General features: G+C 35.1%; 27 protein-coding genes. 1 reads left to right on the top strand and 26 read right to left on the bottom strand.

Annotated elements, in window-relative coordinates; all coding sequences use genetic code 11:
• Positions 1 to 136: 136 nt before the first annotated feature.
• The 11 genes from spoVG to metG all read right to left on the bottom strand — a co-directional run bounded on the left by spoVG (position 137) and on the right by metG (position 10914).
• Positions 137 to 427, bottom strand: a complete 291-nt coding sequence (gene spoVG / locus ACFQ18_RS10860; protein ID WP_047186898.1) for a septation regulator SpoVG — start codon at positions 425 to 427, stop codon at positions 137 to 139.
• A gap of 385 nt (positions 428 to 812) precedes the next feature.
• Positions 813 to 1628: a pur operon repressor gene (purR, locus tag ACFQ18_RS10855; protein ID WP_047186897.1), complete on the bottom strand. Its 816-nt coding sequence runs from the start codon at positions 1626 to 1628 to the stop codon at positions 813 to 815.
• Between the two features lie 66 nt (positions 1629 to 1694).
• Positions 1695 to 2546 (bottom strand): 4-(cytidine 5'-diphospho)-2-C-methyl-D-erythritol kinase, encoded by an 852-nt coding sequence (ispE, locus tag ACFQ18_RS10850; protein ID WP_204798308.1) that lies wholly within the window; start codon positions 2544 to 2546, stop codon positions 1695 to 1697.
• Positions 2547 to 2723: 177 nt separating this feature from the next.
• Positions 2724 to 2906, bottom strand: coding sequence for a small, acid-soluble spore protein, alpha/beta type (locus tag ACFQ18_RS10845; RefSeq protein ID WP_047186896.1), 183 nt, complete (start codon positions 2904 to 2906; stop codon positions 2724 to 2726).
• A gap of 303 nt (positions 2907 to 3209) precedes the next feature.
• Positions 3210 to 3464: a biofilm formation stimulator Veg gene (veg, locus tag ACFQ18_RS10840; protein WP_047186895.1), complete on the bottom strand. Its 255-nt coding sequence runs from the start codon at positions 3462 to 3464 to the stop codon at positions 3210 to 3212.
• Positions 3465 to 3863: 399 nt separating this feature from the next.
• Positions 3864 to 4754, bottom strand: coding sequence for a sporulation peptidase YabG (yabG, locus tag ACFQ18_RS10835; RefSeq protein WP_204798309.1), 891 nt, complete (start codon positions 4752 to 4754; stop codon positions 3864 to 3866).
• A 260-nt stretch (positions 4755 to 5014) separates the two neighbouring features.
• Positions 5015 to 5893 carry a 16S rRNA (adenine(1518)-N(6)/adenine(1519)-N(6))-dimethyltransferase RsmA gene (gene rsmA, locus ACFQ18_RS10830; protein WP_145523710.1) on the bottom strand — a complete coding sequence of 293 codons (879 nt, stop codon included), beginning with the start codon at positions 5891 to 5893 and terminating at the stop codon, positions 5015 to 5017.
• The gene (rnmV, locus tag ACFQ18_RS10825) at positions 5886 to 6452 is read right to left on the bottom strand and encodes a ribonuclease M5 (RefSeq protein ID WP_047186892.1); all 567 of its coding nucleotides are present in this window, start codon (positions 6450 to 6452) and stop codon (positions 5886 to 5888) included. The genes rsmA and rnmV overlap by 8 nt, the downstream gene beginning before the upstream one ends.
• A gap of 113 nt (positions 6453 to 6565) precedes the next feature.
• Positions 6566 to 7774 (bottom strand): G5 and 3D domain-containing protein, encoded by a 1209-nt coding sequence (locus tag ACFQ18_RS10820; RefSeq protein ID WP_145523711.1) that lies wholly within the window; start codon positions 7772 to 7774, stop codon positions 6566 to 6568.
• A 357-nt stretch (positions 7775 to 8131) separates the two neighbouring features.
• On the bottom strand, positions 8132 to 8899 hold the full coding sequence (locus ACFQ18_RS10815; RefSeq protein WP_047186890.1) for a TatD family hydrolase: 768 nt from the start codon (positions 8897 to 8899) through the stop codon (positions 8132 to 8134).
• Positions 8900 to 8964: 65 nt separating this feature from the next.
• On the bottom strand, positions 8965 to 10914 hold the full coding sequence (metG, locus tag ACFQ18_RS10810; protein WP_060668395.1) for a methionine--tRNA ligase: 1950 nt from the start codon (positions 10912 to 10914) through the stop codon (positions 8965 to 8967).
• Between the two features lie 353 nt (positions 10915 to 11267).
• On the opposite strand from metG, the gene ACFQ18_RS10805 reads away from it, so the two are divergent.
• Positions 11268 to 11552 (top strand): AbrB/MazE/SpoVT family DNA-binding domain-containing protein, encoded by a 285-nt coding sequence (locus ACFQ18_RS10805; RefSeq protein WP_047186888.1) that lies wholly within the window; start codon positions 11268 to 11270, stop codon positions 11550 to 11552.
• Positions 11553 to 11789: 237 nt separating this feature from the next.
• Here the strand turns inward: ACFQ18_RS10805 and rsmI are convergent, their stop codons facing one another.
• From rsmI to ACFQ18_RS10730, 15 genes are all read right to left on the bottom strand, one after another.
• The gene (rsmI, locus tag ACFQ18_RS10800; RefSeq protein WP_145543129.1) at positions 11790 to 12659 is read right to left on the bottom strand and encodes a 16S rRNA (cytidine(1402)-2'-O)-methyltransferase; all 870 of its coding nucleotides are present in this window, start codon (positions 12657 to 12659) and stop codon (positions 11790 to 11792) included.
• A complete protein-coding gene (locus tag ACFQ18_RS10795; RefSeq protein ID WP_060669069.1) occupies positions 12637 to 12930 on the bottom strand; it encodes a GIY-YIG nuclease family protein in 294 nt (97 codons plus the stop codon). Before ACFQ18_RS10795 ends, rsmI begins: the two co-directional genes overlap by 23 nt.
• Positions 12923 to 13663, bottom strand: a complete 741-nt coding sequence (locus ACFQ18_RS10790) for a tRNA1(Val) (adenine(37)-N6)-methyltransferase (RefSeq protein ID WP_204798310.1) — start codon at positions 13661 to 13663, stop codon at positions 12923 to 12925. The genes ACFQ18_RS10795 and ACFQ18_RS10790 overlap by 8 nt, the downstream gene beginning before the upstream one ends.
• 169 nt (positions 13664 to 13832) lie before the next feature.
• Positions 13833 to 14189, bottom strand: a complete 357-nt coding sequence (yabA, locus tag ACFQ18_RS10785) for a DNA replication initiation control protein YabA (RefSeq protein WP_204798311.1) — start codon at positions 14187 to 14189, stop codon at positions 13833 to 13835.
• 14 nt (positions 14190 to 14203) lie between these two features.
• On the bottom strand, positions 14204 to 15028 hold the full coding sequence (locus ACFQ18_RS10780) for a PSP1 domain-containing protein (RefSeq protein WP_204798312.1): 825 nt from the start codon (positions 15026 to 15028) through the stop codon (positions 14204 to 14206).
• A gap of 5 nt (positions 15029 to 15033) precedes the next feature.
• Positions 15034 to 16023, bottom strand: coding sequence for a DNA polymerase III subunit delta' (holB, locus tag ACFQ18_RS10775; protein ID WP_047186882.1), 990 nt, complete (start codon positions 16021 to 16023; stop codon positions 15034 to 15036).
• Positions 16024 to 16116: 93 nt separating this feature from the next.
• Positions 16117 to 16548: a YaaR family protein gene (locus ACFQ18_RS10770; RefSeq protein WP_047186881.1), complete on the bottom strand. Its 432-nt coding sequence runs from the start codon at positions 16546 to 16548 to the stop codon at positions 16117 to 16119.
• Positions 16549 to 16581: 33 nt separating this feature from the next.
• Complete coding sequence (locus ACFQ18_RS10765; protein WP_047186880.1) at positions 16582 to 16911, bottom strand: cyclic-di-AMP receptor; 330 nt, start codon at positions 16909 to 16911, stop codon at positions 16582 to 16584.
• Positions 16912 to 16994: 83 nt separating this feature from the next.
• Positions 16995 to 17624, bottom strand: a complete 630-nt coding sequence (gene tmk, locus ACFQ18_RS10760) for a dTMP kinase (RefSeq protein ID WP_204798313.1) — start codon at positions 17622 to 17624, stop codon at positions 16995 to 16997.
• A gap of 97 nt (positions 17625 to 17721) precedes the next feature.
• Positions 17722 to 19143, bottom strand: coding sequence for an aminotransferase class I/II-fold pyridoxal phosphate-dependent enzyme (locus tag ACFQ18_RS10755; protein ID WP_204798314.1), 1422 nt, complete (start codon positions 19141 to 19143; stop codon positions 17722 to 17724).
• A 112-nt stretch (positions 19144 to 19255) separates the two neighbouring features.
• Positions 19256 to 19447, bottom strand: a complete 192-nt coding sequence (locus tag ACFQ18_RS10750) for a sigma factor G inhibitor Gin (RefSeq protein ID WP_047186877.1) — start codon at positions 19445 to 19447, stop codon at positions 19256 to 19258.
• A gap of 151 nt (positions 19448 to 19598) precedes the next feature.
• Positions 19599 to 19862, bottom strand: coding sequence for a pro-sigmaK processing inhibitor BofA family protein (locus ACFQ18_RS10745; RefSeq protein ID WP_047186876.1), 264 nt, complete (start codon positions 19860 to 19862; stop codon positions 19599 to 19601).
• Between the two features lie 233 nt (positions 19863 to 20095).
• Complete coding sequence (locus tag ACFQ18_RS10740; protein ID WP_047186875.1) at positions 20096 to 20311, bottom strand: YaaL family protein; 216 nt, start codon at positions 20309 to 20311, stop codon at positions 20096 to 20098.
• A 118-nt stretch (positions 20312 to 20429) separates the two neighbouring features.
• On the bottom strand, positions 20430 to 21026 hold the full coding sequence (gene recR / locus ACFQ18_RS10735; protein WP_047186874.1) for a recombination mediator RecR: 597 nt from the start codon (positions 21024 to 21026) through the stop codon (positions 20430 to 20432).
• Positions 21027 to 21036: 10 nt separating this feature from the next.
• Positions 21037 to 21351: a YbaB/EbfC family nucleoid-associated protein gene (locus ACFQ18_RS10730; protein ID WP_047186873.1), complete on the bottom strand. Its 315-nt coding sequence runs from the start codon at positions 21349 to 21351 to the stop codon at positions 21037 to 21039.
• Positions 21352 to 21370: the final 19 nt, after the last annotated feature.

Here is a 21370-nt window from a genome sequence, read left to right as displayed (position 1 = left end):
CTATTTTGCCCAATTTCTGGATATGGTTGCCAATTTATGTGAATGTTGTCTTGTGGGGGGAATATTTTGGGGATTTTTAGTAAATAAAAAGAAGGTCAACCTTACTTAAAAGATTTGACCCCTTTTATTGATCATTTTAGGAAGCTCCTGCTTCTTCATATTCAACTTCAGCCTCACCCACACGGTGGTATTCTTCTAACACTGCGTCTTGAATCTTTGCACGTGTTCCAGAATTAATTGGATGTGCTATATCCCGGAATTCGCCGTCTGGAGTTCTCTTTGAAGGCATAGCAACAAATAAGCCATTATTACCGTCAATAACACGGATATCGTGCACGACAAATTCCTGATCTAATGTAATAGATGCAATTGCACGCATTCTGCCCTCTGTGTTTACGCGGCGCAATCTTACGTCGGTTACTTCCATGATGTCTCACCACCTTTTCCCTTTAACTTACTAATCTTATTCAACAAAATTAATTAAATTCCTGCTAAAAATAGAAAAAAGATTATTTATTTTTCAAAATATCCTCTCTCCACTTTTAGAAAACTTGGCATTCAGCAAGCATTTGGGCGGTTGTCTTAATTGCATTTATGCAAATCTTTACGGCGGGATGGGTAAAATTGGAGTTCCAGATGGGAAGGATTTTTTTACTTTCCTGCCTGTCAAAAAAAAGGAGCCAAAAGTCTTTAATATTTAAGACTTTTTGGCTCCCTTAATATGTAATAGGCAGAAAGGTTTAGAGACTTTCTCCCTACACTTAAAGCATCCATAAAAAACATGACGAATACCTTTAATCAAACTACTACCATTATACTAAAGAAATATTACCATTCTGAACATCAATCGTTTTATGTAATAGATCTACATTAGATATTTTTATCAAAGAAGTATATTCCGTAACAATTCTTTCTTCTTCATCGTCATCAGCTTCCGCTAAGACTCCAATGGCTTGTACTTTTGCATCAAATTCTTCTAATAAGCTGATCATACCATTTATCGTGCCACCAGCTTTCATAAAATCATCAATAATACAAACATTGCTTCCTTCCTTCAAGCTTCTCTTTGGTAGCACCATTGTTTGTATTTTTTTTGATGATCCAGATACGTAGTTAATACTTACTGAAGATCCTTCCGTTACTTTCGGATCCCTTCGTACAATCACAACTGGCACATTTAGGAAAGAAGCAACAGAATATGCCAAAGGAATTCCTTTAGTAGCTACTGTTACTACTACATCTATGTCCAATTTTGAGAAACACGATGCAAAAACACGTCCAATTTCTCGCACTTGTTTAGGATCTCCTAAAATATCGCTCATATAAAGATACCCACCTGGCAGAATACGACTAGGATCCTCTAGTTCATGACATAGTTTCTCAATAAATTGTTTGTTTCTGCTTGACGAAACCTCTGGGATATACTTAACTCCGCCTCCAGCCCCTGTTGTCCGTTCAAGATACCCTAGTTGTTGGTTTTTTAGGACATGCTCAATGATATCTAAATCTTCACTTACAGAAGACTTTGTAGTATCACATAGATTCACGAAGAAAGGTAATTGAGTATGTTTTCTTGGGTTTTCCAAAAAATACTCTGTTAAAATAACTAATCGGTTACTCCTTTTCATTACTACACCTCAGAGCCGTATATTTATATCTTAATATACCACCTTTATACGCATTTTAGCAAACACTCAGCCTAATATCCGAACTAAATAAACTTCAGCGCAGAACCCGCGCATTCCATTATAAATACTTCGAGCCTTATTCTCTTGTTTAACCAATCCATATACAGTAGGTCCACTTCCACTCATTAGCACCCCATTCGCTCCCATACTCTTCATCGCTCGTCTTATTTGAAATACCTCTGGGTGCATAGAGGAAGTAATTGGCTCTAATGAATTCCCTATATAGTTACACAGTTTATGAAAATCACCTTCAGATAATGCCTCTAGTACTTTAACTGTATTAGGGTGATACAATTCATCCGTATCAATTCGATTAAAGACCTTCCAGGTAGATACCCCAATATTTGGCTTTGCCAAGATTACCCAACATGGCGGGGGGGATGTTAATCTTTCAATTTTTTCCCCATATCCTCTAGCAATAGCCGTTTTTCCATAAATGCAGAATGGTACATCTGCACCTAATGTTGCTCCTAAATTCGCCAATTCTTCCATTGGGACATTTAAATCCCATAACCGATTAAGACCCCTTAATACCGCTGCTGCATCCGTACTACCTCCACCAAGTCCTGCTGATACAGGTATACTTTTCTTTATACAAATATGAACACCCTTTTGGATTCCATATTTATTTTTAAATGCTTGTGCAGCTTTATATGCTAAATTTCGCTCATCATCAGGGACATATCTACTTTCAATTGATATTTCTATTTTATCTTCACGAAGAGGCTTTAATTCAATACGATCGGATAAATCAATGGTCGTCATAACCATCTCCACATCGTGAAGGCCATCTTCTCTTTTCCGCAATACATCTAGCGATAAGTTTATTTTTGCTGGCGCCCTTTCAATCAGTGCCATCCTGTCACCTACTTGTACCATCAAAAGATAAACAAATTGTACCATATTCAAATATAAGTGGCGAGAAATTATCAAGATCAATAGCGGAGGCTTCCTTACAGGTTAGAAACGTCGAATGTATTTTTCACCGAGCTTTTTGAATAACCTCTTTAAGAAAGGAAAAAAGGCAATCCAATATTATGAATTGCCTTTTTCAGTCATACTTTGTTGGGCAATTTCAACTGCCCTTTTTACCATATTACCGGCTTCTCTAGAGGTAATACCTCCCCAACCTTCTCGTTGTACAGTGTCGTAAAATCCTAACTCTTTGGCAATCTCTTCCTTCATTTGGTTTGACATCATTCCATTACGTCTTCCCATGAAAGAACAACCCCTTTCAAGTTTGTTCACGACATTTTCAGTTTATGTATTTAAACAATAAACACTCTCGGAAATTTATGTAAACGAGGTCATTAAATATCATGGAAACGTTGATTACTTTAAGGGTGTTTACACAAACCATTAGAAAATTAGGCATTCGCCGTTTCTTGGGACGAATGCCTAGTTGCACTTATACAAATCTTTACGGTGGGACGAATAATCGGAGCTCAGAAAGAAAGGGTCTTTATACTCTCAAAAAAAAGAAAAAAAACAGTAGACGTATGGCTGTCCACTGTTTCACTCTTAAATAATGGAAGTATTATCTTCTAAAAAATTAATTTCTACCGTTTCAGTTAGTACGTCTGCATAGCTGTAAGAAACACGCTCGAATGCATTTTCGTCTTGGTCTAACTCGACAATAAATACAGAAGGATATGTTTCCGCTAAAGTACCTTGGCGTACAATTGTCTTTCGTCTGCCACCGTTAGCCTTTAATCTAAGTTTTCTTCCTACCTGACCTTCAAGACCTTGCTTAATTTCGATTAATGTTTTAGCCAATACACTCCACCTCACTATGAATAGTATAGCACAAACTTGTATAATAGTCAAAAAGTAATATTATAACAAGATGTGTTTTTACATGTCAACAAAGAGTTTTGTCTACTTTTCATATTATTTGTCAAAGTTTTCAATTTATGTATAGAATTTTCACTTTTGTTAGTAGGAATTTCAATGAACCAACGCGAAAAAGCCCTTGTTAAGAACGCGATGTCATGTCGCAACGCCTGTACTCACACATCTTGTGCTTCGTAGCAATGTATGGAGGCGAAGGAAGTCTCGCTATTGCTTTAGCGCTGGAGCCGGACATGGCCCTCCCTATGACAAGATTTAATAAGCCAATTTTTTATACTTTCTTTTCTTTTTAAAAAAACTTATCCAGCATTCGGATAAGCTTTTTCAATCATTATCATAGTTATTACCGTCTAAGTCATCATCTAATAAATATGGCATTCCAGTACGGAGTAAACCTTTCGTTTCTACCCCACCCATTCCTTTTTCTCCTGTTAACGTATTTCTAATTGCGTCCCACACACTGACTCGTTCCATAAAAGAGGTATAAGCAATTTTTGCTGCAATATAAACAGGGTCTAACGCATGTATATTAATTCGGGTAGGGGAACTCGCAAAATTTGCTCCTGCACGTATAAGAGACTCAAAATGAGACTGACAAGCACCTGCAAATATAACTAGTTGATCAAGATTAGGATTAATTCGCCTAGCTTCTCTAACTGACTCAGCGAAATACCTTGAATGTCGGTAGGCCCTTAAGTCCTTTTTTGTTCCTTTATTTTTTGAGAAGGAATCGTGTCCTGTTATTACAATCATATCTGGCTGGATTTTTTGAACTAATTCACCAATTTGATTTGGCATTTCCTTTTCATTCAGATGGACACCGTGTACTTGTAAACCTATTCGCTGATAGAGTTCTATACATTTTCTTAAGTACATTTGATCACCATCTAGATGAAGGACTTTTGCGGGCAATTGGAAGTACTTTGCATAGTTTTGATATCCATCTGATGCTTGATAATCGCGTTTTTCCTTCATTAATTGATAATCTTGACGAAATAGCCTATAAGAGAATTCTTCTTTTTCCTTTTCTTTTTTTCTTCTTGTTTCTAATTCTCTATCTTCAATTCTCCGGAGATCTTCTAATGGTGCATCTGCCTCAAGTCGCATGTCTTCCCCATATAAACTTGCTATATTGTCTTTAATATTCGCAATACGGAATAGCAAATCATGGTTATAGGATTTTCTAGTTACTAAATTATTTTTCGTTAAATCCATACGTTCACCCCATAGTCTACTTGAAAGAACGACGCCTTCCCACTATAAACTATGAATGGAAAATAAGTATTGTGCCTTATATGAACTCGATCTCTAGAAAACTTGATATTTAGCCAAGCCTTTTTAGGAAATTGTGCCCAAGTTGCACTTATGCAAAGACGAGTAATTTTTATAAAGAAGACTTCCAACATCGGGGGGTTCCTTCATTCCCCACTGATGGTTAATCGCAAAAAATAAGCTATCTGCCGTGGACAGACAACTTATTTTTGTAGTGCATTAGTAAATGTATTTGCTAAATGTGCAAATTCCTCTATACTTAGGGATTCGCCGCGCCTTTTAGCATCTATACCGGATTGCAAAAGAATATCCGTAATCATGTCTTTATCATATTTATCTTTGAAGAAACTTTTTAAATTATTTTGAAGTGTTTTCCGTCTTTGTGCAAAACTTGCTTTTATTATGTCAAAGAAAAAATCCTCATCTTGTACATGAACAGGAGGCTTCTCTCTTAGGTTTAATTTTAATATGGCTGAGTCTACATTTGGTTGTGGCATAAAAACTGTTTTAGGTACGACCATAACCACTTCAGCCTCCGTATAATATTGTAAAGCAATAGTTAAGGACCCATAACTTTTTGTATTTGGCTCTGCTGCCATTCTCTCGGCAACTTCTTTTTGAATCATCACCGTAATGCTCGATACTGGTAATTTATCCTGAATTAACTTCATTAGAATTGGGGTAGTAATGTAATATGGTAAATTTGCAACGACATGTACTTTTTGATCCGGAGCAAAGTTTTCCTTAATTACTTCCTTAACATTTGCTTCTAAAATATCTTGATGGATGAGATTGATATTAGAATAATCACCTAAGGTATCCTTCAATATTGGTAATAATCGTTGGTCGATTTCAAAAGCAACCACTTTATCCGCATGAATTGCTAACTGCTCCGTTAACGCTCCAATTCCTGGTCCTATTTCTATGGCACCTGCGTCTTTATCTATACCAGCATGTTTCACTATATTTTGAAGTATATTCACATCGACTAAAAAGTTTTGTCCTAAACTTTTCTTAAATGTAAACTTATATTTATTTAAAATTTCCTTCGTACGCGATGGTGTGGCGATATAATTACTCATCTTCTTCCTCCTGATCCAGTTTTAAAATTGCTTGATTAAACTGGTCTTTCGTTATTTGAAATAATGTTAGTCGTTTTAATAACTGCTTCCCATTCGTATGACCTATTTGGAGAAGTTCGCCTAGTCTTTCCCTTCTTTTTCGTGCTTCTTTTGTCCCGATTAATCGTGCTTTAATAATATCTTCTTGATCTATTTCACTTTCTATAGGTTCAGCTAATTCATAAACATCCTTTAGGGCTTGTCTTATATCTTCAATGCTTGCATGTTCAATCCCCAAACTTTTATTATGCGGATGTTTTGCCCTTGCTTTATCTTTCGTTAAAAAAGCATGTTTACAACCCGGAACATATTCATTAATAATTTGTCTAATTCGTTCACCAGGATAGTCTGGATCCGTGAAAATAATGACCCCACGCTTTTCTTGTGCATGTTTGATTTGGGTAAGTGTAGATTTATTAATTGCTGATCCATTTGTTTCTATCGTATCTGCATCGACTGCGTGTTTTATTTTCGTCGTATCGTCTCTTCCTTCAACTACTATGACTTCTTTAATTTTCATTGATTTCCCCTATCATCTATTGTTAATAAAAAGGCCACATCTAGCTCCAGCGCTTTTAAATATAAAAAGCTCCTACCATTTATCATGGTAAGAGCATATAACTTACATACATCTTAATCAAGGATTTTCACTTGGACATCACGAACTCCCCAACTGTATGCTTTCGATTTATCCGGTACATGAACATCAATTCGGTTTCCATTAATATTACCACCAGTATCACCAGCAATTGCCTCTCCATATCCTTCCACCCATACTTTTGTTCCTAAAGGAATGACATTTGGATCTACTGCAATTACCTTATTATTTGGATTATCCTTCAAGTTAATTCCTGTTGTTGTGTAACCAGAACAGCCATTACAACTTGCTGTAAACGCACTTGCAGTCATGGTTATTGTTTTATCACTTGAAGCATTATTATTGCTTGAACTAGAGGTAGAGGTTTCAGATACTACTTGTGCAGGCTCTTTCGTACCTACTGCGACAACACGATTTACCTTTTTCTCCTGAATCGCTTCGTCTAATAATTTACGATCCACCTCTTCTCCATTTTCTAAGGTAACTTCAAAAGTTTTATGGACCTTTCCTTTTTCCCCTTCCGTTACCACCTTTTCTTTCCCTTTTTCTAATGAAGAATCCTCTTTAGTTTCTGTATCAAAGGCAACTTCTTCTACTACTTTCTCCTTCTTTTTTTCCACACGGGTAATCGTAATAACAGTATCTTTAGTAACTACATCGTCTAAGGAAGGAGAAATCTTATCTAGGTCATTTAACTCTATTTCACTTTTCTCTAATAGATTTTGTACGGTTCCACCTGTAACTTTTGATGCTTTCTCTTCTCCACCATCATTTACTGTTACTTCAAACGCCTTTTTCACTTTTATTTCTTGTCCATCTTTTAATATGTCATTATCCTGGAGCGAAACTTCATCATCCTTCGAGAATGAAAGGCTTTGCTCCTCTAAGAATTCTTTTAATGTTTGTGCTGTTGAATAATATGTATGAACTTTACCGTCTATCTCTAAGGTAAGTCGTTTTGCAGATTCATAATCAATCTTCATACCGTCTTCAATATCAGCATCTAAGTTATGGGATAATGCATCATGATCACCAACTTCGATACCTTCTTGATCTAGTATTTCACCAACGGTATTTTTATGTGTCTTTATTTTTTTCTCTTCACCGTTGTTTGTAATGATTACTTCTGCTTTTGTTGATTCAAAAACAACCATACTGGTAAATAAAACTAGTGCAAGTACACCTATACTAGAAATAACCAGCTTCATTTTTGATGCCGGCAATAGCTTTGATACAAATCGCATGCATCTTGCCCCCCTTTGTATGAACGATTATATGAACAAAATATACGTAAAGTAAATGAATTTCCTTTTACGGTTGATTTACAATTCCATTACACAAGCCCTATTCGACATCGTTTTACTTTACTTAAAAAGAGAAGATAATTGATTCTAAAGGGATATGTTGGAATCTATTAGAAAACAAAAATAGGGACTAGCTTATCGCTAATCCCTATTTTCGCCATCATTCTTCTATTAATTCACTTGGGTTCTGGTATTATTTCACTATAATGTTACAGTTATATTTCATTTGATTGCTAACATAATAAAATTAAGGGAAAACAATAAAATACTTTCCCAAAAGATGATTTTTTAATGAAATTATTCTATTCCAAAGAAGCGAAATGCGTTTTTTGTAGTTATTTCACTAATATCTTCATAGCTCATATTCCTAAGTTCGGCAATTTTCTCCGCTACTAGTTTTACATAAGCTGGTTCATTTCTTTTACCTCTATTAGGATGTGGTGCTAAATAAGGTGCATCCGTTTCTATTAATAGACGGTCTAAAGGGACATATTGAGCTACTTCTTTTGGTAGTGGCGCATTTTTAAATGTTACAGGTCCTCCCAAAGAAATATAAAAATTCATATCTAAACAATCATCTACATATTTGACAGAATCACTATAACAATGCATAATGCCGCCAATTTCCTTTGCGTTTTCCTCTTTTAAAATTTGAATAATGTCCTCGGTTGCTTCACGATTATGGATAATGATTGGCATTTTTAGCTTTTTAGCTAGACGAATTTGTTTTCGGAAGACATCTTTCTGGACATCCTTTGGTGATTTATCCCAATGATAATCAAGGCCCATTTCACCTATTGCTACTACTTTAGGATGCTTTGCTAATTCTTCAATCCAATCAAGTTCCTTGTCTGTCATATCTATTGCATCAACAGGATGCCAACCTACAGCTGCATAAATGGTTTCATATGCTTCCGCAATTTCAATGGCAAGTGGAATTGTTTCATGGTCAAAGCCAACTACCGTCATGTATGTTACACCAGCATCGAATGCACGCTGTATTGTTTCTTCGCGATCCTCTAGAAATTGTCTTGCATTTAGGTGAACATGTGTATCAAATAACATATTTACCTCCTATGAATAAAAAGCCAAGCTCTCCACGAGATTGGCTTTTAAAGTTTGAATTTTACTTACTTCACAACGGATCCATTTGGTAAAGATGAATCTACGGTTGCTAGAGATAAGTTCCCTTTTTCATCTTCGCCTGACAAAATCATACCCTCTGACATTTCTCCGCGTAGCTTGACAGGTTTCAGATTTGTTACACAAATAACCTTTTTACCTACTAATTGTTCTGGCTCATAGTACTTCGCAATCCCTGAGACAATTTGACGTTTTTCCGATCCAAGGTCAAGTTGTAGTTTTAGCAATTTGTCAGCTTTTTTTACCTTTTCAGCTTTTAATACTTCACCAACTCGTAAATCTAACTTCATAAAGTCGTCATACTCGATTTGTTCTTTTTTATCTTCTTCTTTTTTTGGTTCTTCAACCACTGTTTTTTTCATCATTGCTTTAATAGCTTCGATTTCTTTTTCTACATCGAGTCTTGGGAAAATAGGGTCACCTTTTTGAACCTTCGTTCCAGCTGGGATTTCTCCGTCCTTATAAACACTATCCCACACTTTTAAAGATTCATTCGTAATATTTAACTGACGGAATATTTCTGTTGGTGCTTCTGTTAAGAATGGTTGAAGCATCACAGCTGACTTTCTCAATGATTCGGCTAAATGAGCCATCACATTTCCTAATCTTTCATTATTTTGTTCGTCTTTTGCAAGTACCCATGGTTGGGTTTCATCAATATATTTATTTGTTCGGCTAATATATTGCCATAAGGAAGAAAGCGCAACAGAGAACTGCATATTTTCCATCGCTTCTTCTACTCTTTTAATCGTATCCTTAGCAAATTGTTCAAGTTTACCGTCTACTTCTGTTTCAGATGATTTATATACAGGGATTTCTCCATCAAAATACTTTTTAATCATTGCCACTGTTCGATTTAACAAATTACCTAAGTCATTTGCTAAATCATAATTTGTTCTTTCTACGAATCCTTCTGGAGTAAATACACCATCATGACCAAATGGTACTTCGCGTAATAAGTAGTAACGTAAAGCATCTAGCCCATAACGGTTTATCAGACTTACCGGGTCTACCACATTACCTTTTGATTTCGACATTTTTCCATCCTTCATCAAAATCCATCCGTGTGCAAATACCTTTTTCGGTAAAGGTAAATCAAGCGCCATTAATATGATTGGCCAATAAATAGTATGGAATCGAACAATCTCTTTACTCATTAAGTGAACATCCGCAGGCCAATATTTCCTAAACTTCTCATCGTTTTCAGTTCCGTAACCAAGTGCCGTAATATAGTTCGTTAACGCATCTACCCATACATAAATAACATGTTTTGGGTTTCCAGGGACTTTAATTCCCCAATCAAAAGAAGTACGTGATACAGCTAAGTCTTCTAAACCTGGTTTTATAAAGTTATTAAGCATTTCGTTTTTACGACTTTCAGGTTGGATGAATTCCGGATTATCTTCATAATATTGAACTAGTCGATCCACATACTTGCTCATTTTAAAGAAATAGGACTCTTCTTTAACCTTTTCAACCGGACCACCACAATCTGGACAGCTTCCTTCATTTAATTGTCTCTCCGTAAAGAAAGATTCACAAGATGTACAATACCAGCCTTCATATTCATCAAGGTAAATATCGCCTTGTTTTACTAGCTGATCAAAGATTTTCTCAACGACATCTTTATGTCTATCTTCTGTTGTACGGATAAAATCGTCATTTGAAATCTTTAGTTTTTTCCATAAATCTTGAATACCACTAACAATCTCATCTACGTATTCCTGTGGGGTTACACCTTTTTCTTCTGCCTTCTTTTGAATTTTTTGTCCGTGCTCATCCGTTCCAGTTAAATACATTACATCATAACCACGCATACGTTTGTACCTAGCTATTACATCACCTGCAACTGTTGAATATGCATGACCTATATGTAAATTACCACTTGGATAATAGATTGGTGTAGTAATGTAAAACGTTTTTTTCTCCTCTAGCATGCTGCTACCTCCTTAAAAAAACTTGGCTTTAGGGGTTTTTCCGACAAAGTTCTAATTAAAAATTAAAAAGTCTACAAAAATGTCATTTTTAAACTATTACCATTGTAGCTATTATAACGTATTTTGCCAAATACTGTGTATTATTAATTATGGACCAAATCAAGATAAGATAAGCATTTGCATAGGCTTTTTTTAATTTAGCATTCAAATTATCATACCTTAAATATTGACATCGAAATAAAATATTGCTATTCTAAAGCAAAGAAATTGTCAGAAAATCTAAATTATTTAAAAATCACCATTTCCTTTACTAATATAGATAGAATTCAAATTCAAAAATTAGGGGGCTTACTATGAATTCAACCGGAATGTTCCGTAAAGTTGATGAACTTGGAAGGGTAGTACTTCCAGTAGAAATTAGAAATACGTTAGACATTCAACCAAAAGATAAAATGGAAATATCCCTTGATAAAAATAAAATAGTTCTTAAAAAACACCAACCAAATTTGACATGTCAAATTTCAGGTGAATATTCGGAGGAAAACTTGGTATTAGCAGATGGTAAGATTGTTTTAAGTCAAACTAGTGCTAAATTACTACTTAAGGAAATTGAATCCCTATTAAACCACAATGATTAATAAAATTGAAAATAGGATAATTTTCTACAAATTTCTATTTACAAAAACGTAACCCCTTGTTAAAATCAATTAAAAGCCCAAAGAGAGCTGACGCTTGCAGAAGCACGTCAACTCTCTTTTTTAGTAGGTAAGAAGATATAAGAATTCAGCTTATCAAAGCTTGCCATAAGGAAGGCCACGTCCAGCTCCAGCGCCCAGGAACTAGCGAACTTCCCTAACCAGGCTCTTCCGCTTTTGTTAATCTACATGATAGGCTTGATATATTTCTCGTTTAGGCATATTCCTGTCTGTGGCAACTTGTTTTATGGCTTCCTTTGAAGATAATTGACTTTTATTGATATAGTAATTTACATGTTCCATAATGGTTAAGTCTTTCCACCATATTTCCGTCTCTTCCTCTTCTGCGTCATTTCCAGCAACAACTAAGCAAAATTCCCCTTTTTGCTCATTCTGATTTGCCCACTCTATTAATTCTTCAACAGAACCCCTAGTAAATTCCTCGAACCGTTTCGTTAGCTCTCTAGCAATCGCTATTTGTCTATTTCCCAGAACTTTATGCATTGTTAGTAGGGTTTCTTTAATACGATATGGCGATTCGTAAAATAATAAAGAAGCTTGAATATATTTTAAACGCTCTAATTCTGCTTCCTTATCTTTCTTCTTTCGAGGCAAGAATCCATAAAAATAAAACTCATTCGTGGAAAGCCCAGAACCTACTAAAGCACAAAGGGCTGCATTCGCTCCTGGTAGAACGACTACTTTCAGTTCCTCTTCTATTGCTGATCTTACTAATTCATATCCTGGATCTGAAATAGCTGGCATCCCAGCATCACTGACAATAGCAATGGACTCCCCTTTTCTCACCCGCTCCAATAACTTCTCTTCTCTAGAAAGCTTATTATGCTCATGATAACTAATAAGTGGTACATTTATTTCAAAATGGTTTAAAAGCTTCTTTGTGTTTCTTGTATCCTCTGCTGCTATGATTGATACATCTTTTAATGTATTCAAAGCCCTAAATGTAATATCTTCTAAATTTCCAATTGGTGTTGGTACAACATAAATAGCCCCTAGGTTTTCATCACTAAAGCTCTTTTGAATTTTCATTCTGAACCACTTCTTTCAACCAATTCTGGATTAGTAATAGTTTCTCTTTTCTTTTTAGTTGTTTTATTTCATATTCTCTTTTTAAAGCTTGCTCTTTCGTTTCTATTTTTTCAATGTATACCACTTGAAACGGCCCTCTACCTCTAGTATACTTTGCCCCTTTTCCGTCCCTATGTGCTTTCAAACGGTTCTCTAGGTTATTTGTATAACCTGTATATAGAGAATTATCTTTACACCTTAAAATGTACACGACATGTTCCTTATCATCCATATATAATTTCCTTTGCTTCCTCCGTATATGTACCATCTTCGTTGTATATATACAATGGTGGTAAAATTTTTAAATCTGCTTTGCCATCCCGGATTCCTTCTATTAAAAGCATGTTTGCTTCTTTCCCCATTTTTGGAAATACCAACTGCATCCGTTTTGGTTCAATGTTATATTTCCTAAATAAAGCTATCATATCTACAAGTCTCCCTGGTCTGTGAACCATCGCTACTTTTCCTCCCGGTTTTACATGTAGTTTACACGCCTTTACAACATCTTCTAATGTACAATAAATTTCATGCCTTGCGATGGTTAAATATTCATTTTGATTTTGTTCCTTACTAGAAGGTGTTTGAAAATAAGGTGGATTACATGTTACCGCATCATAAGCACTTTGCTTTAAAACATGTTTCATTTCTTTTAAATCACCGTGAATGACATGTATTTGCTCCTGCAATTGATTTAACTCAATACTTCTCTCTGCCATACTAAAAATACGATTTTGAATTTCAACACCAGTTATTTCAACCTTGGTTTTTCTAGCTAACAATAATGGGATGACCCCATTACCTGTACATAAATCTAAAACCTTTCCTCTTCTTTTTGGGACAGAAGCAAAATGTGCAAGTAGCACAGCATCTAAAGAAAAGGCGAAAGCAGTCGCACTTTGAATAATACTCATACTTTCGTCAGCTAATAAGAAATCTATACGTTCATCGTCCAATAATTGTACCATTTATTTCTCCTACTCCTAATCGAAACTTTAGCTATTACCGTTTAACATATCCATGATCTTTCTATACATTAGAAAACTAGTTATGTAAATTTTATACCAATTAAAAGAAAACTGCCCCTATATAGAGACAGTATTTTTTCGTTTATATGGATTAACATATTTCCGAATTCTACTTTGTTTTATCAAAGAACTCAAGACAAAACATACAATCCTCGTTTCTTCTCGGTCTTCCAAATTCTAAATTACAAATATGGAATCCTTCATCATACAATCTTGCTAAATTGTCATATCCTTCACTTGGTAAGTTATCTTTTTTCTTAGCTGATTTTTCTTTATTAGTTGTTTTTTGTTTACCTTCTTCTATCGTATCTAAATGGTTTCTGAGATTATGATTTTCCATAGCAAGTCGATTATTTTCTTCTAGTAATTCACTTAACTTTTGTTTAAGATCACCAAGTTGCTGATATAATTCTCCGATTTGTTTTTCCATATCAGACACTTGATCAAAGATTTGCCGATTCCTCACTCCCACTCACCTCGTTATCTTTGGCCCTGAGCTAAAATTCCCTCTTCAATTAGTTCATCTAAAGTATACTCAATAACACGTTCCTTTTCTGGGATTTCGATTTGAATCAATTTCTCAAGGATATTTAATCCAACCACTTTCCCTTTTCCATACGGAGTATTCATGGCTTCTCCTATATCTGGTAATTCCCGCTTCGCATTTTCGTATTCGTCATTTTCGTATTTTAAACAACACATAAGGCGACCACATAGACCAGATATCTTAGCCGGGTTTAAAGAAAGATTTTGATCCTTTGCCATTTTAATAGATACAGGTTCAAAATCTCCCAAAAAGGTTGAACAACAAAGCATTCTTCCACACGGTCCAATACCACCAAGCATTTTTGCTTCGTCTCGAACACCAATTTGTCTTAATTCAATACGGGTTTTGAACATCGCTGCTAAGTCTTTTACTAATTCTCGAAAGTCTACACGTCCATCAGAGGTAAAGTAAAAAATAATTTTGTTACGATCAAATGTATATTCTACCTCTACTAGATTCATATCTAGCTGATGTTCCTTTATTTTTGTTGTACATATATCAAAGGCCTTTTTAGCTTCTTCCTGATTTTCTAAAACGGTGAGCTTGTCTTTTTCATCAGCAACCCTGATTACTTTTTTCAAAGGCAGCACAACATCTTCCTCGTCTACCTTTTTATTTTGTATAACTACTTTTCCAAACTCAACGCCACGTACCGTTTCCACAATAACATAACTGTTTAGTAAAATATCTTCTTCACCAGGGTCAAAGTAATAGATCTTCCCCGCCTTTTTAAACCGAACGCCAATAACTTCAATCATTTGTTTCACCTCTGTATTTGAAGAGCCAATTGTTCAAACACTAATGTTGGTTGAACATTTTGCTTCAATTTTCTTTTAGCTTTTAAAATAGCATTTAAGTTATCTATAATTTGCTCTTCGGAAAATGACATTGCTGCTTTTTCAAGTAAAACATCTGTCGATTGATAGAATATAGGTTCATTTTCATTACCGATGTGATAATAAAGAATATCTTTAAATGCTAATAATAATAAATCGAGAAATTTCTCTTGATCTTTTCTTTCTTTTAAGAGAGGTATCAAATGACTATGGATAAATAAGTACACATCTTCTGGTTTGGTTGAAAACATTTCAACCAATTGTATCACTAACTTCCTAGCTTCCTCAAACCACTGATCTTTTGACCATTCAATCGCTTCTTGAAGGTTATTGGTTAAAGCACTGAATAGGATGGCTTCTTGTTTTTTTAGCCCGTTTTCTAGTAGCTTATTTTGAAAGGAAACTGGATTTAGTGGTTTTAAGTCTATAATTTGACAACGTGAACGAATCGTTGGGAGAATGGCTTGACTGTTTTCTGTAATCATAATTGCTGTTGTTTGTCTTGTCGGTTCTTCTAAAAACTTCAAAATACGATTAGAAGCATTTACAGTTAAAGTATCAGCGTCTTTTATTACATATACCTTCCTATTAGATTCAAGTCCAGAATATGTAAATTCCTTTTGCAGATTTTCAACCTGTTCCTTTTTTATGGACTTTCCTTCAGGTTCAATCCAATGAACATCAGGGTGGTTATGGGACTCAATTCGTTTACAGTTTATACATTCATTACATGGTTCTATTCCATTAAGATCCATACAAAATAGAACCTTTGCAAGAATAATAGCGATTTCCTCTTTTCCAGTGCCACGTTCTCCATGAATTAAATATGCATGTGAAACCCGATCTTTTTTAATACTATTTGTTATTATCTTACTTGCTAAAGGCTGTATCTCTGCAATTTCCGACCACGTCTTCATCCAATATCCATCCTTCAAAACATATCAAATTACCGATTATTCTTAACGACATAGGAAAGTATAAAAATTTAGCTTACGCTTACGTCTTTGTTTCTAAGTATATAAATTAATCAACAAGCCTTTTATTTCTCCTATTAGCCCAAGTATATCAACTGTTTTCTTCTCTTGGCTCATGACTTGCTCCGTTAATTCTATGAGTTTTTCATCTACTTGTTTGATTAAAGTTAAATGACTACTACCATTCCTATTGAAACTTTGTTCCTTTTTAATACGTAAACCGCCAGATACCGTTTCTCCTAAGAAGGATTTAATCAATCTTTTAAATTTAGCAAGGTCTTTAAAGTTTCGGGAACGGGCTAATTTTTCGCCTTGTAAGGTAATATTCTTCATCATATTGTCTAATTCCTGTTTTTTTTGCGATAGATATTGGGACTGAAGTGAATGATGGAAAGATTTCATTTCTGTAGTTGCTTGTCTAGTATATGATGGATCTCTTTGCCTATGCACTTCATTTATGATTTTCATTTACTTCGTCCCCTTAAAGAGATTATTCAATATTTAAAATTGATAAAACGATTCAATCGGTAAAACAAACACGGTTGCTCCACCAACCTCTACTTTGACAGGATTCGGTATATAAGAATCTACATTTCCTCCCATCGGGGAAATAGGTGCAACCATTTGTTCACGATTAGAACAGTTATCTTTAATGATTTTTAACACCTTATCTACATTTCCATCTTCGCATCCAATCATTAATGTTGTATTACCTTCTTTTAAAAAACCACCAGTTGAAGCAAGCTTCGTAGATTGGAAATTCTCCTCACCTAAAACGTTAATTAAGCGATTTGTATCCTTATCCTGAACAACAGCCATTATTAGCTTCATACTTGGCCTCCTCTATATTTTTTTTTAAATAAGAATTGATTAATATACATTATGAGATCTTACATCATGAGTGACTAACAAGATTATTTTTTTATATAAAGAAGAATCTTATTCAAAACTTCCTTTCCAACCTGTTCCAATGGTTGATCTGCATTTACGGATTGAATACGGTTGGGAAATTTATCTAAAAGGATTTGGTAACCTTTATACACTCTTTCGTGAAATGAGATAGTTTCCAAATCCAAGCGATTTCTTTCCCTATCTTTATTCGACGCAATACGGCTTAACCCCTTTTTTGGCTCAAGGTCAAATAATATAGTTAAATTAGGCAGCTGATCTTTAATTGCAAATTGATTGATTGCAAATACCTCATCAATCCCAAGCCCTCTTGCATATCCTTGATACGCCAAGCTACTATCGATAAAACGATCACATAGAATGACTTTCCCTTGTTCAAGTGCCGGGATTACCTTTTCCACTAGATGTTGTCTTCTAGCGGCAGCATATAGTAATGCTTCTGTTCTTTCTTCCATTTTAGTATTGTTTGTATTAAGAATAACATGACGTATTTGTTCAGCAATTTCGATTCCACCAGGCTCTCTTGTTGAGACAACATCATAGCCTAGTGACTCTAATTTACCGTGAATGTCCTGCAATATCGTTGTTTTCCCCGCACCCTCGACACCTTCAAAAGTAATAAAATATCCGTTCACTCTACTTGTACTCCTTTATTATGTCCAGCTTAAGCGCCTAGCAACTAGCGAGACTTCCTCACCTACATATGTCGCTAAACGGGCACTTACGCTTGTCTTATCCATTGCTATAAATTTTGATACCATTTGTTCTTTGTTGTATGTTAACCCCTTGCTTAAGCAAATGGTTCACCGTCATAGCTTGAGTTTCTGTTATTTTTTCCCCTTTTAAAATAAGTGGGATTCCAGGTGGATATGGAATAATGGATTCAGCAGCAATTTTCCCTAATCCTTTATCAAGAGTGACAGTTGTATATGTTAATTGATTCATTTCTTGATAGGTTAAAGCTAATTCAGAAATGGCTTCTGGAAAAAGCTTTGATACATCTATTGTAGCATGGATTATATCTTTTTTTAATTGTTCATTGATTCTTTTTATCGCTTTTTCTAACTGCCTAAATGGTTTAAACCGCGCCAATCCATGAATGAGCAATATTTGACGGTCTGTCGTTAATTCCGGGTATATATGAAATTCCTCAAATCCTGAGACTACTTGTTGGACAGAATAGTATGGTTTTACGTTTAAAGATATTTTTAATGGGTCATCTTTACTTGTTAACGGTAATACTTCAAATCCTTTACATTGTCCAAGTAATTTTCTTACTTTGGAAACGCTACTAATGATCTCTTCTGTATCCTCATCTGTTCGTGTAGCTAAATAATTCCTTGCTATATCCAATGATGCCATTAGGGGATAAGAAGGACTACTAGATTGTAACATCTGCAAATAATAAGCAACCTTGTCTTTAAGATTAAAAACACTTTTAATATGTAAGTATGAGGATTGGGTCATGGCAGGAGCTGTTTTATGTGCGGATTGAACTACGATATCCGCTCCTAACTCAAGAGAAGATACTGGAAAAGGAGCTCCTAGAGAAAAATGTACTCCATGGGCCTCATCTACTAAAACAGGAATATGATACTGATGAATGAAGTCTATCATTCTTTTTATATCGTAGGTTCTCCCAAAGTAATCTGGATAAGTAAGAATAACAGCCTTTGCATCTGAGTGTTTCTTAACTGCTGCTACTACAGTTTGATAACTAGGAGAAGTAAAACGACCAACATCCTTATCAAACTCAGGCGCAATAAAAACAGGCTTTGCACCACTTAGTTCTAATCCATGCATAATGGACTTATGGCTATTACGTTGCACAATAACTTTATCCCCTGGTTGAACAGAAGCCATGATCATTGCCAAATTACCAACTGTACTCCCACCAACAAGAAAAAAAGTGTGCTCTGACTTAAAAAATTCCGATGCTAGTTGTTCTGCTTCTTGAATTGCACCGGTTGGGGCATGCAAATCATCCAAACCCGGAAGCTCAGTGACGTCTAATGTTAAAACTTGTTTAAAATATGAACTTGCAAAGTCTGCAAAAATCTCACCATTTTTATGACCAGGAACATGGAAAGATGTAGATTGTTTCCTTGCAAATCTATCTAACAAAGAAAATAAAGGTGTACTTGACTGATCCATTTCTTATCTCCATTCTATTTTTGTTATAAAGTAAGAAAGAATGTATAAATATTGAGCTTATTAAATATTATAATACGGCAAGAAAAAAAGCCTTTGCAAGCAAAGACTTGGACTAGGAGTATAGTTTTGGTGTACTAATATTTTTCAACTTGTGCAAATAATATTTATACTTTTCTTCTCTTGGCTCCGTATGAATCATGTTATGTTCACACTCTGAACAAATAAACATGTTGTATAAATGAATCCCAGTCTCTTTTTCATCTTCACAAATTCCACATCGTTCAAATAGATTTACTTTCTCCATCCTTTCCACCTCCGTTAAAATTTAGTATCTCCTAATCTAACGGAAAGTATACAAGGAATCTTTGAAACTTTAATTTCACCTAAATGTGCGTATTCAAAAAGGAGGATGAAAAGGAACAAGGTCGGCTAAGGTCACCTTTTTGGAACAACCTCTAAATGATGAATAAATGAATGGCGGTTAAGGAGGCTACCCCAAATAAACCTAGAAATCCAGCCACAATGGCGGTATACATATTAATAGGAATATGTAAGCCAATGGCACCGCCAAATACATTTACAAAAAATAGAAATAGAATTCCTATTCCAATTTTTACAGTAGCTTGTCCAATAAATCTCATTGGCTTTATAGGAGCTCCAACTAACAATAAAAGGACAATTAATGCTACCATAATAGTAATAATGAGTGTTGAACTCATAAAAAATCAACCCCTCTTTTTCCGCATATATTTTTATCCCACTAAACGGGTAGTAAGATCCCCACCTCAAGCTTCTGGGGATACAAAGAAAAGTGCGACTAACCATCAGGAGGATGAAGGAAAACACCCACTGATGGAAGCCTTCTTTATCTTATACTTATGACTAAAGGAAAGAGAAAAGAACTAAAAAAGACAAGGAATTACCCTTGTCTTAAAGTTATTCTAGTATTCTATTACTCTATTTTAAAAGCATGCAAATTCCGATGTCTTGCCTCTTTTAATAAAAATATATACTTCGCTTGAGCGAGTGACTCTTGAAGACGACCAACATAAGATGCCTCCACACTATGCTCCATGATAGAATGAATTTGTTTCCATTCTAATTCTAATTGATATATCGAATTTAATAGTTCCATGTCGACATCTTTTTTCTTTATTTTTTTCCCCATAATTTCACCTTTTTAATGCGTGTTCAAAAAGGAAGATAAAAAGAACCGGAACGGCTAAGAAGTCCTTTTCAACCCCGACACTAGCACGTCCTGTACCGGACTCTTTGAACATCTTCTTTTATAAGTCTCTTCTACCCTCTAACGCTTTTGATAAAGTCACTTCATCTGCATATTCCAAATCTCCACCAACTGGAAGACCATGTGCAATTCGGGTTGTGCGAATACCTGATGGTTTCACAAGGCGTGAAATATACATTGCGGTAGCTTCACCTTCAATATTTGGATTTGTTGCAAGTATAATCTCTTGAACTTCCTCATCCTTTAAGCGTTTCAGTAAATCAGGGACATTTATATCCTCTGGGCCAATTCCATCCATTGGGGAAATTGCACCGTGAAGAACATGATATTTACCTCTGTATTCTTTCATTTTTTCCATAGCAATGACATCTTTTGGATCTTGTACAACACAAATAATAGAATTGTCTCTAGATGTATCGGAGCAAATCGCACATGGATCTTGATCGGTAATATGACCACAAACAGAGCAGTGCGTTAGTTCCCGTTTAGCATTCACTAGAGCATTCGCAAAATCCATTACGTCGTCATCCTTCATATTAATAACGAAAAAGGCCAGGCGTACAGCTGTTTTTGGCCCTATACCTGGCAATTTGGTAAAACTATCAATTAATTTTGAAATAGGTTCTGGATAATACATGTTGTGCCTCCTAGAACATTCCCGGCATATTTAACCCCTTCGTAAACTGCCCCATTGTATCATTTGTTTTGTCATCTACTTGTTTTAAAACATCATTTGTCGCAGCAAGAATTAAATCTTGAAGCATTTCAATATCATCGGGATCTACAACTTCCTCTTTAATTTGAACATCAGTAATTTCCTTTTTACCATTTGCAATAACCGTTACCATTCCGCCGCCAGCTGAAGCTTCAAATGTCATTTCAAACAGTTCATCTTGAGCCTTCATCATTTTTTTTTGCATTTTTTGCATTTGTTTCATCATATTATTCATATTTCCCTTCATGGAAATACCTCCTTTTATT

It is taken from the genome of Oceanobacillus caeni (genome assembly GCF_042678465.1).
Lineage (GTDB): Bacteria > Bacillota > Bacilli > Bacillales > Amphibacillaceae > Oceanobacillus > Oceanobacillus caeni.
Note: the sequence above shows the minus strand (reverse complement) of the source record. Positions and strands in the feature narration are given on the sequence as shown.

Coding starts and splice junctions, on each gene's coding strand:
- spoVG (WP_047186898.1), bottom strand. CDS start 427: ATGGAAGTAACCGACGTAAGATTGCGCCGCGTAAACACAGAGGGCAGA.
- ACFQ18_RS10845 (WP_047186896.1), bottom strand. CDS start 2,906: ATGGGAAGACGTAATGGAATGATGTCAAACCAAATGAAGGAAGAGATT.
- ACFQ18_RS10740 (WP_047186875.1), bottom strand. CDS start 20,311: ATGGGGAAAAAAATAAAGAAAAAAGATGTCGACATGGAACTATTAAAT.
- ACFQ18_RS10820 (WP_145523711.1), bottom strand. CDS start 7,774: ATGCGATTTGTATCAAAGCTATTGCCGGCATCAAAAATGAAGCTGGTT.
- metG (WP_060668395.1), bottom strand. CDS start 10,914: ATGCTAGAGGAGAAAAAAACGTTTTACATTACTACACCAATCTATTAT.
- ACFQ18_RS10790 (WP_204798310.1), bottom strand. CDS start 13,663: ATGGTACAATTATTGGACGATGAACGTATAGATTTCTTATTAGCTGAC.
- ACFQ18_RS10745 (WP_047186876.1), bottom strand. CDS start 19,862: ATGAGTTCAACACTCATTATTACTATTATGGTAGCATTAATTGTCCTT.
- ACFQ18_RS10815 (WP_047186890.1), bottom strand. CDS start 8,899: ATGTTATTTGATACACATGTTCACCTAAATGCAAGACAATTTCTAGAG.
- yabG (WP_204798309.1), bottom strand. CDS start 4,754: ATGGATTTAACGAAAAATAATTTAGTAACTAGAAAATCCTATAACCAT.
- rsmI (WP_145543129.1), bottom strand. CDS start 12,659: ATGAAAATTCAAAAGAGCTTTAGTGATGAAAACCTAGGGGCTATTTAT.
- ACFQ18_RS10805 (WP_047186888.1), top strand. CDS start 11,268: ATGAATTCAACCGGAATGTTCCGTAAAGTTGATGAACTTGGAAGGGTA.
- ACFQ18_RS10755 (WP_204798314.1), bottom strand. CDS start 19,143: ATGGATCAGTCAAGTACACCTTTATTTTCTTTGTTAGATAGATTTGCA.
- purR (WP_047186897.1), bottom strand. CDS start 1,628: ATGAAAAGGAGTAACCGATTAGTTATTTTAACAGAGTATTTTTTGGAA.
- rsmA (WP_145523710.1), bottom strand. CDS start 5,893: ATGAGTAATTATATCGCCACACCATCGCGTACGAAGGAAATTTTAAAT.
- rnmV (WP_047186892.1), bottom strand. CDS start 6,452: ATGAAAATTAAAGAAGTCATAGTAGTTGAAGGAAGAGACGATACGACG.
- ACFQ18_RS10765 (WP_047186880.1), bottom strand. CDS start 16,911: ATGAAGCTAATAATGGCTGTTGTTCAGGATAAGGATACAAATCGCTTA.
- ACFQ18_RS10750 (WP_047186877.1), bottom strand. CDS start 19,447: ATGGAGAAAGTAAATCTATTTGAACGATGTGGAATTTGTGAAGATGAA.
- ACFQ18_RS10730 (WP_047186873.1), bottom strand. CDS start 21,351: ATGAAGGGAAATATGAATAATATGATGAAACAAATGCAAAAAATGCAA.
- ACFQ18_RS10795 (WP_060669069.1), bottom strand. CDS start 12,930: ATGGATGATAAGGAACATGTCGTGTACATTTTAAGGTGTAAAGATAAT.
- ispE (WP_204798308.1), bottom strand. CDS start 2,546: ATGGCACTGATTGAAAGGGCGCCAGCAAAAATAAACTTATCGCTAGAT.
- recR (WP_047186874.1), bottom strand. CDS start 21,026: ATGTATTATCCAGAACCTATTTCAAAATTAATTGATAGTTTTACCAAA.
- holB (WP_047186882.1), bottom strand. CDS start 16,023: ATGAAGACGTGGTCGGAAATTGCAGAGATACAGCCTTTAGCAAGTAAG.
- ACFQ18_RS10770 (WP_047186881.1), bottom strand. CDS start 16,548: ATGAAAATCATAAATGAAGTGCATAGGCAAAGAGATCCATCATATACT.
- ACFQ18_RS10780 (WP_204798312.1), bottom strand. CDS start 15,028: ATGATTGAAGTTATTGGCGTTCGGTTTAAAAAGGCGGGGAAGATCTAT.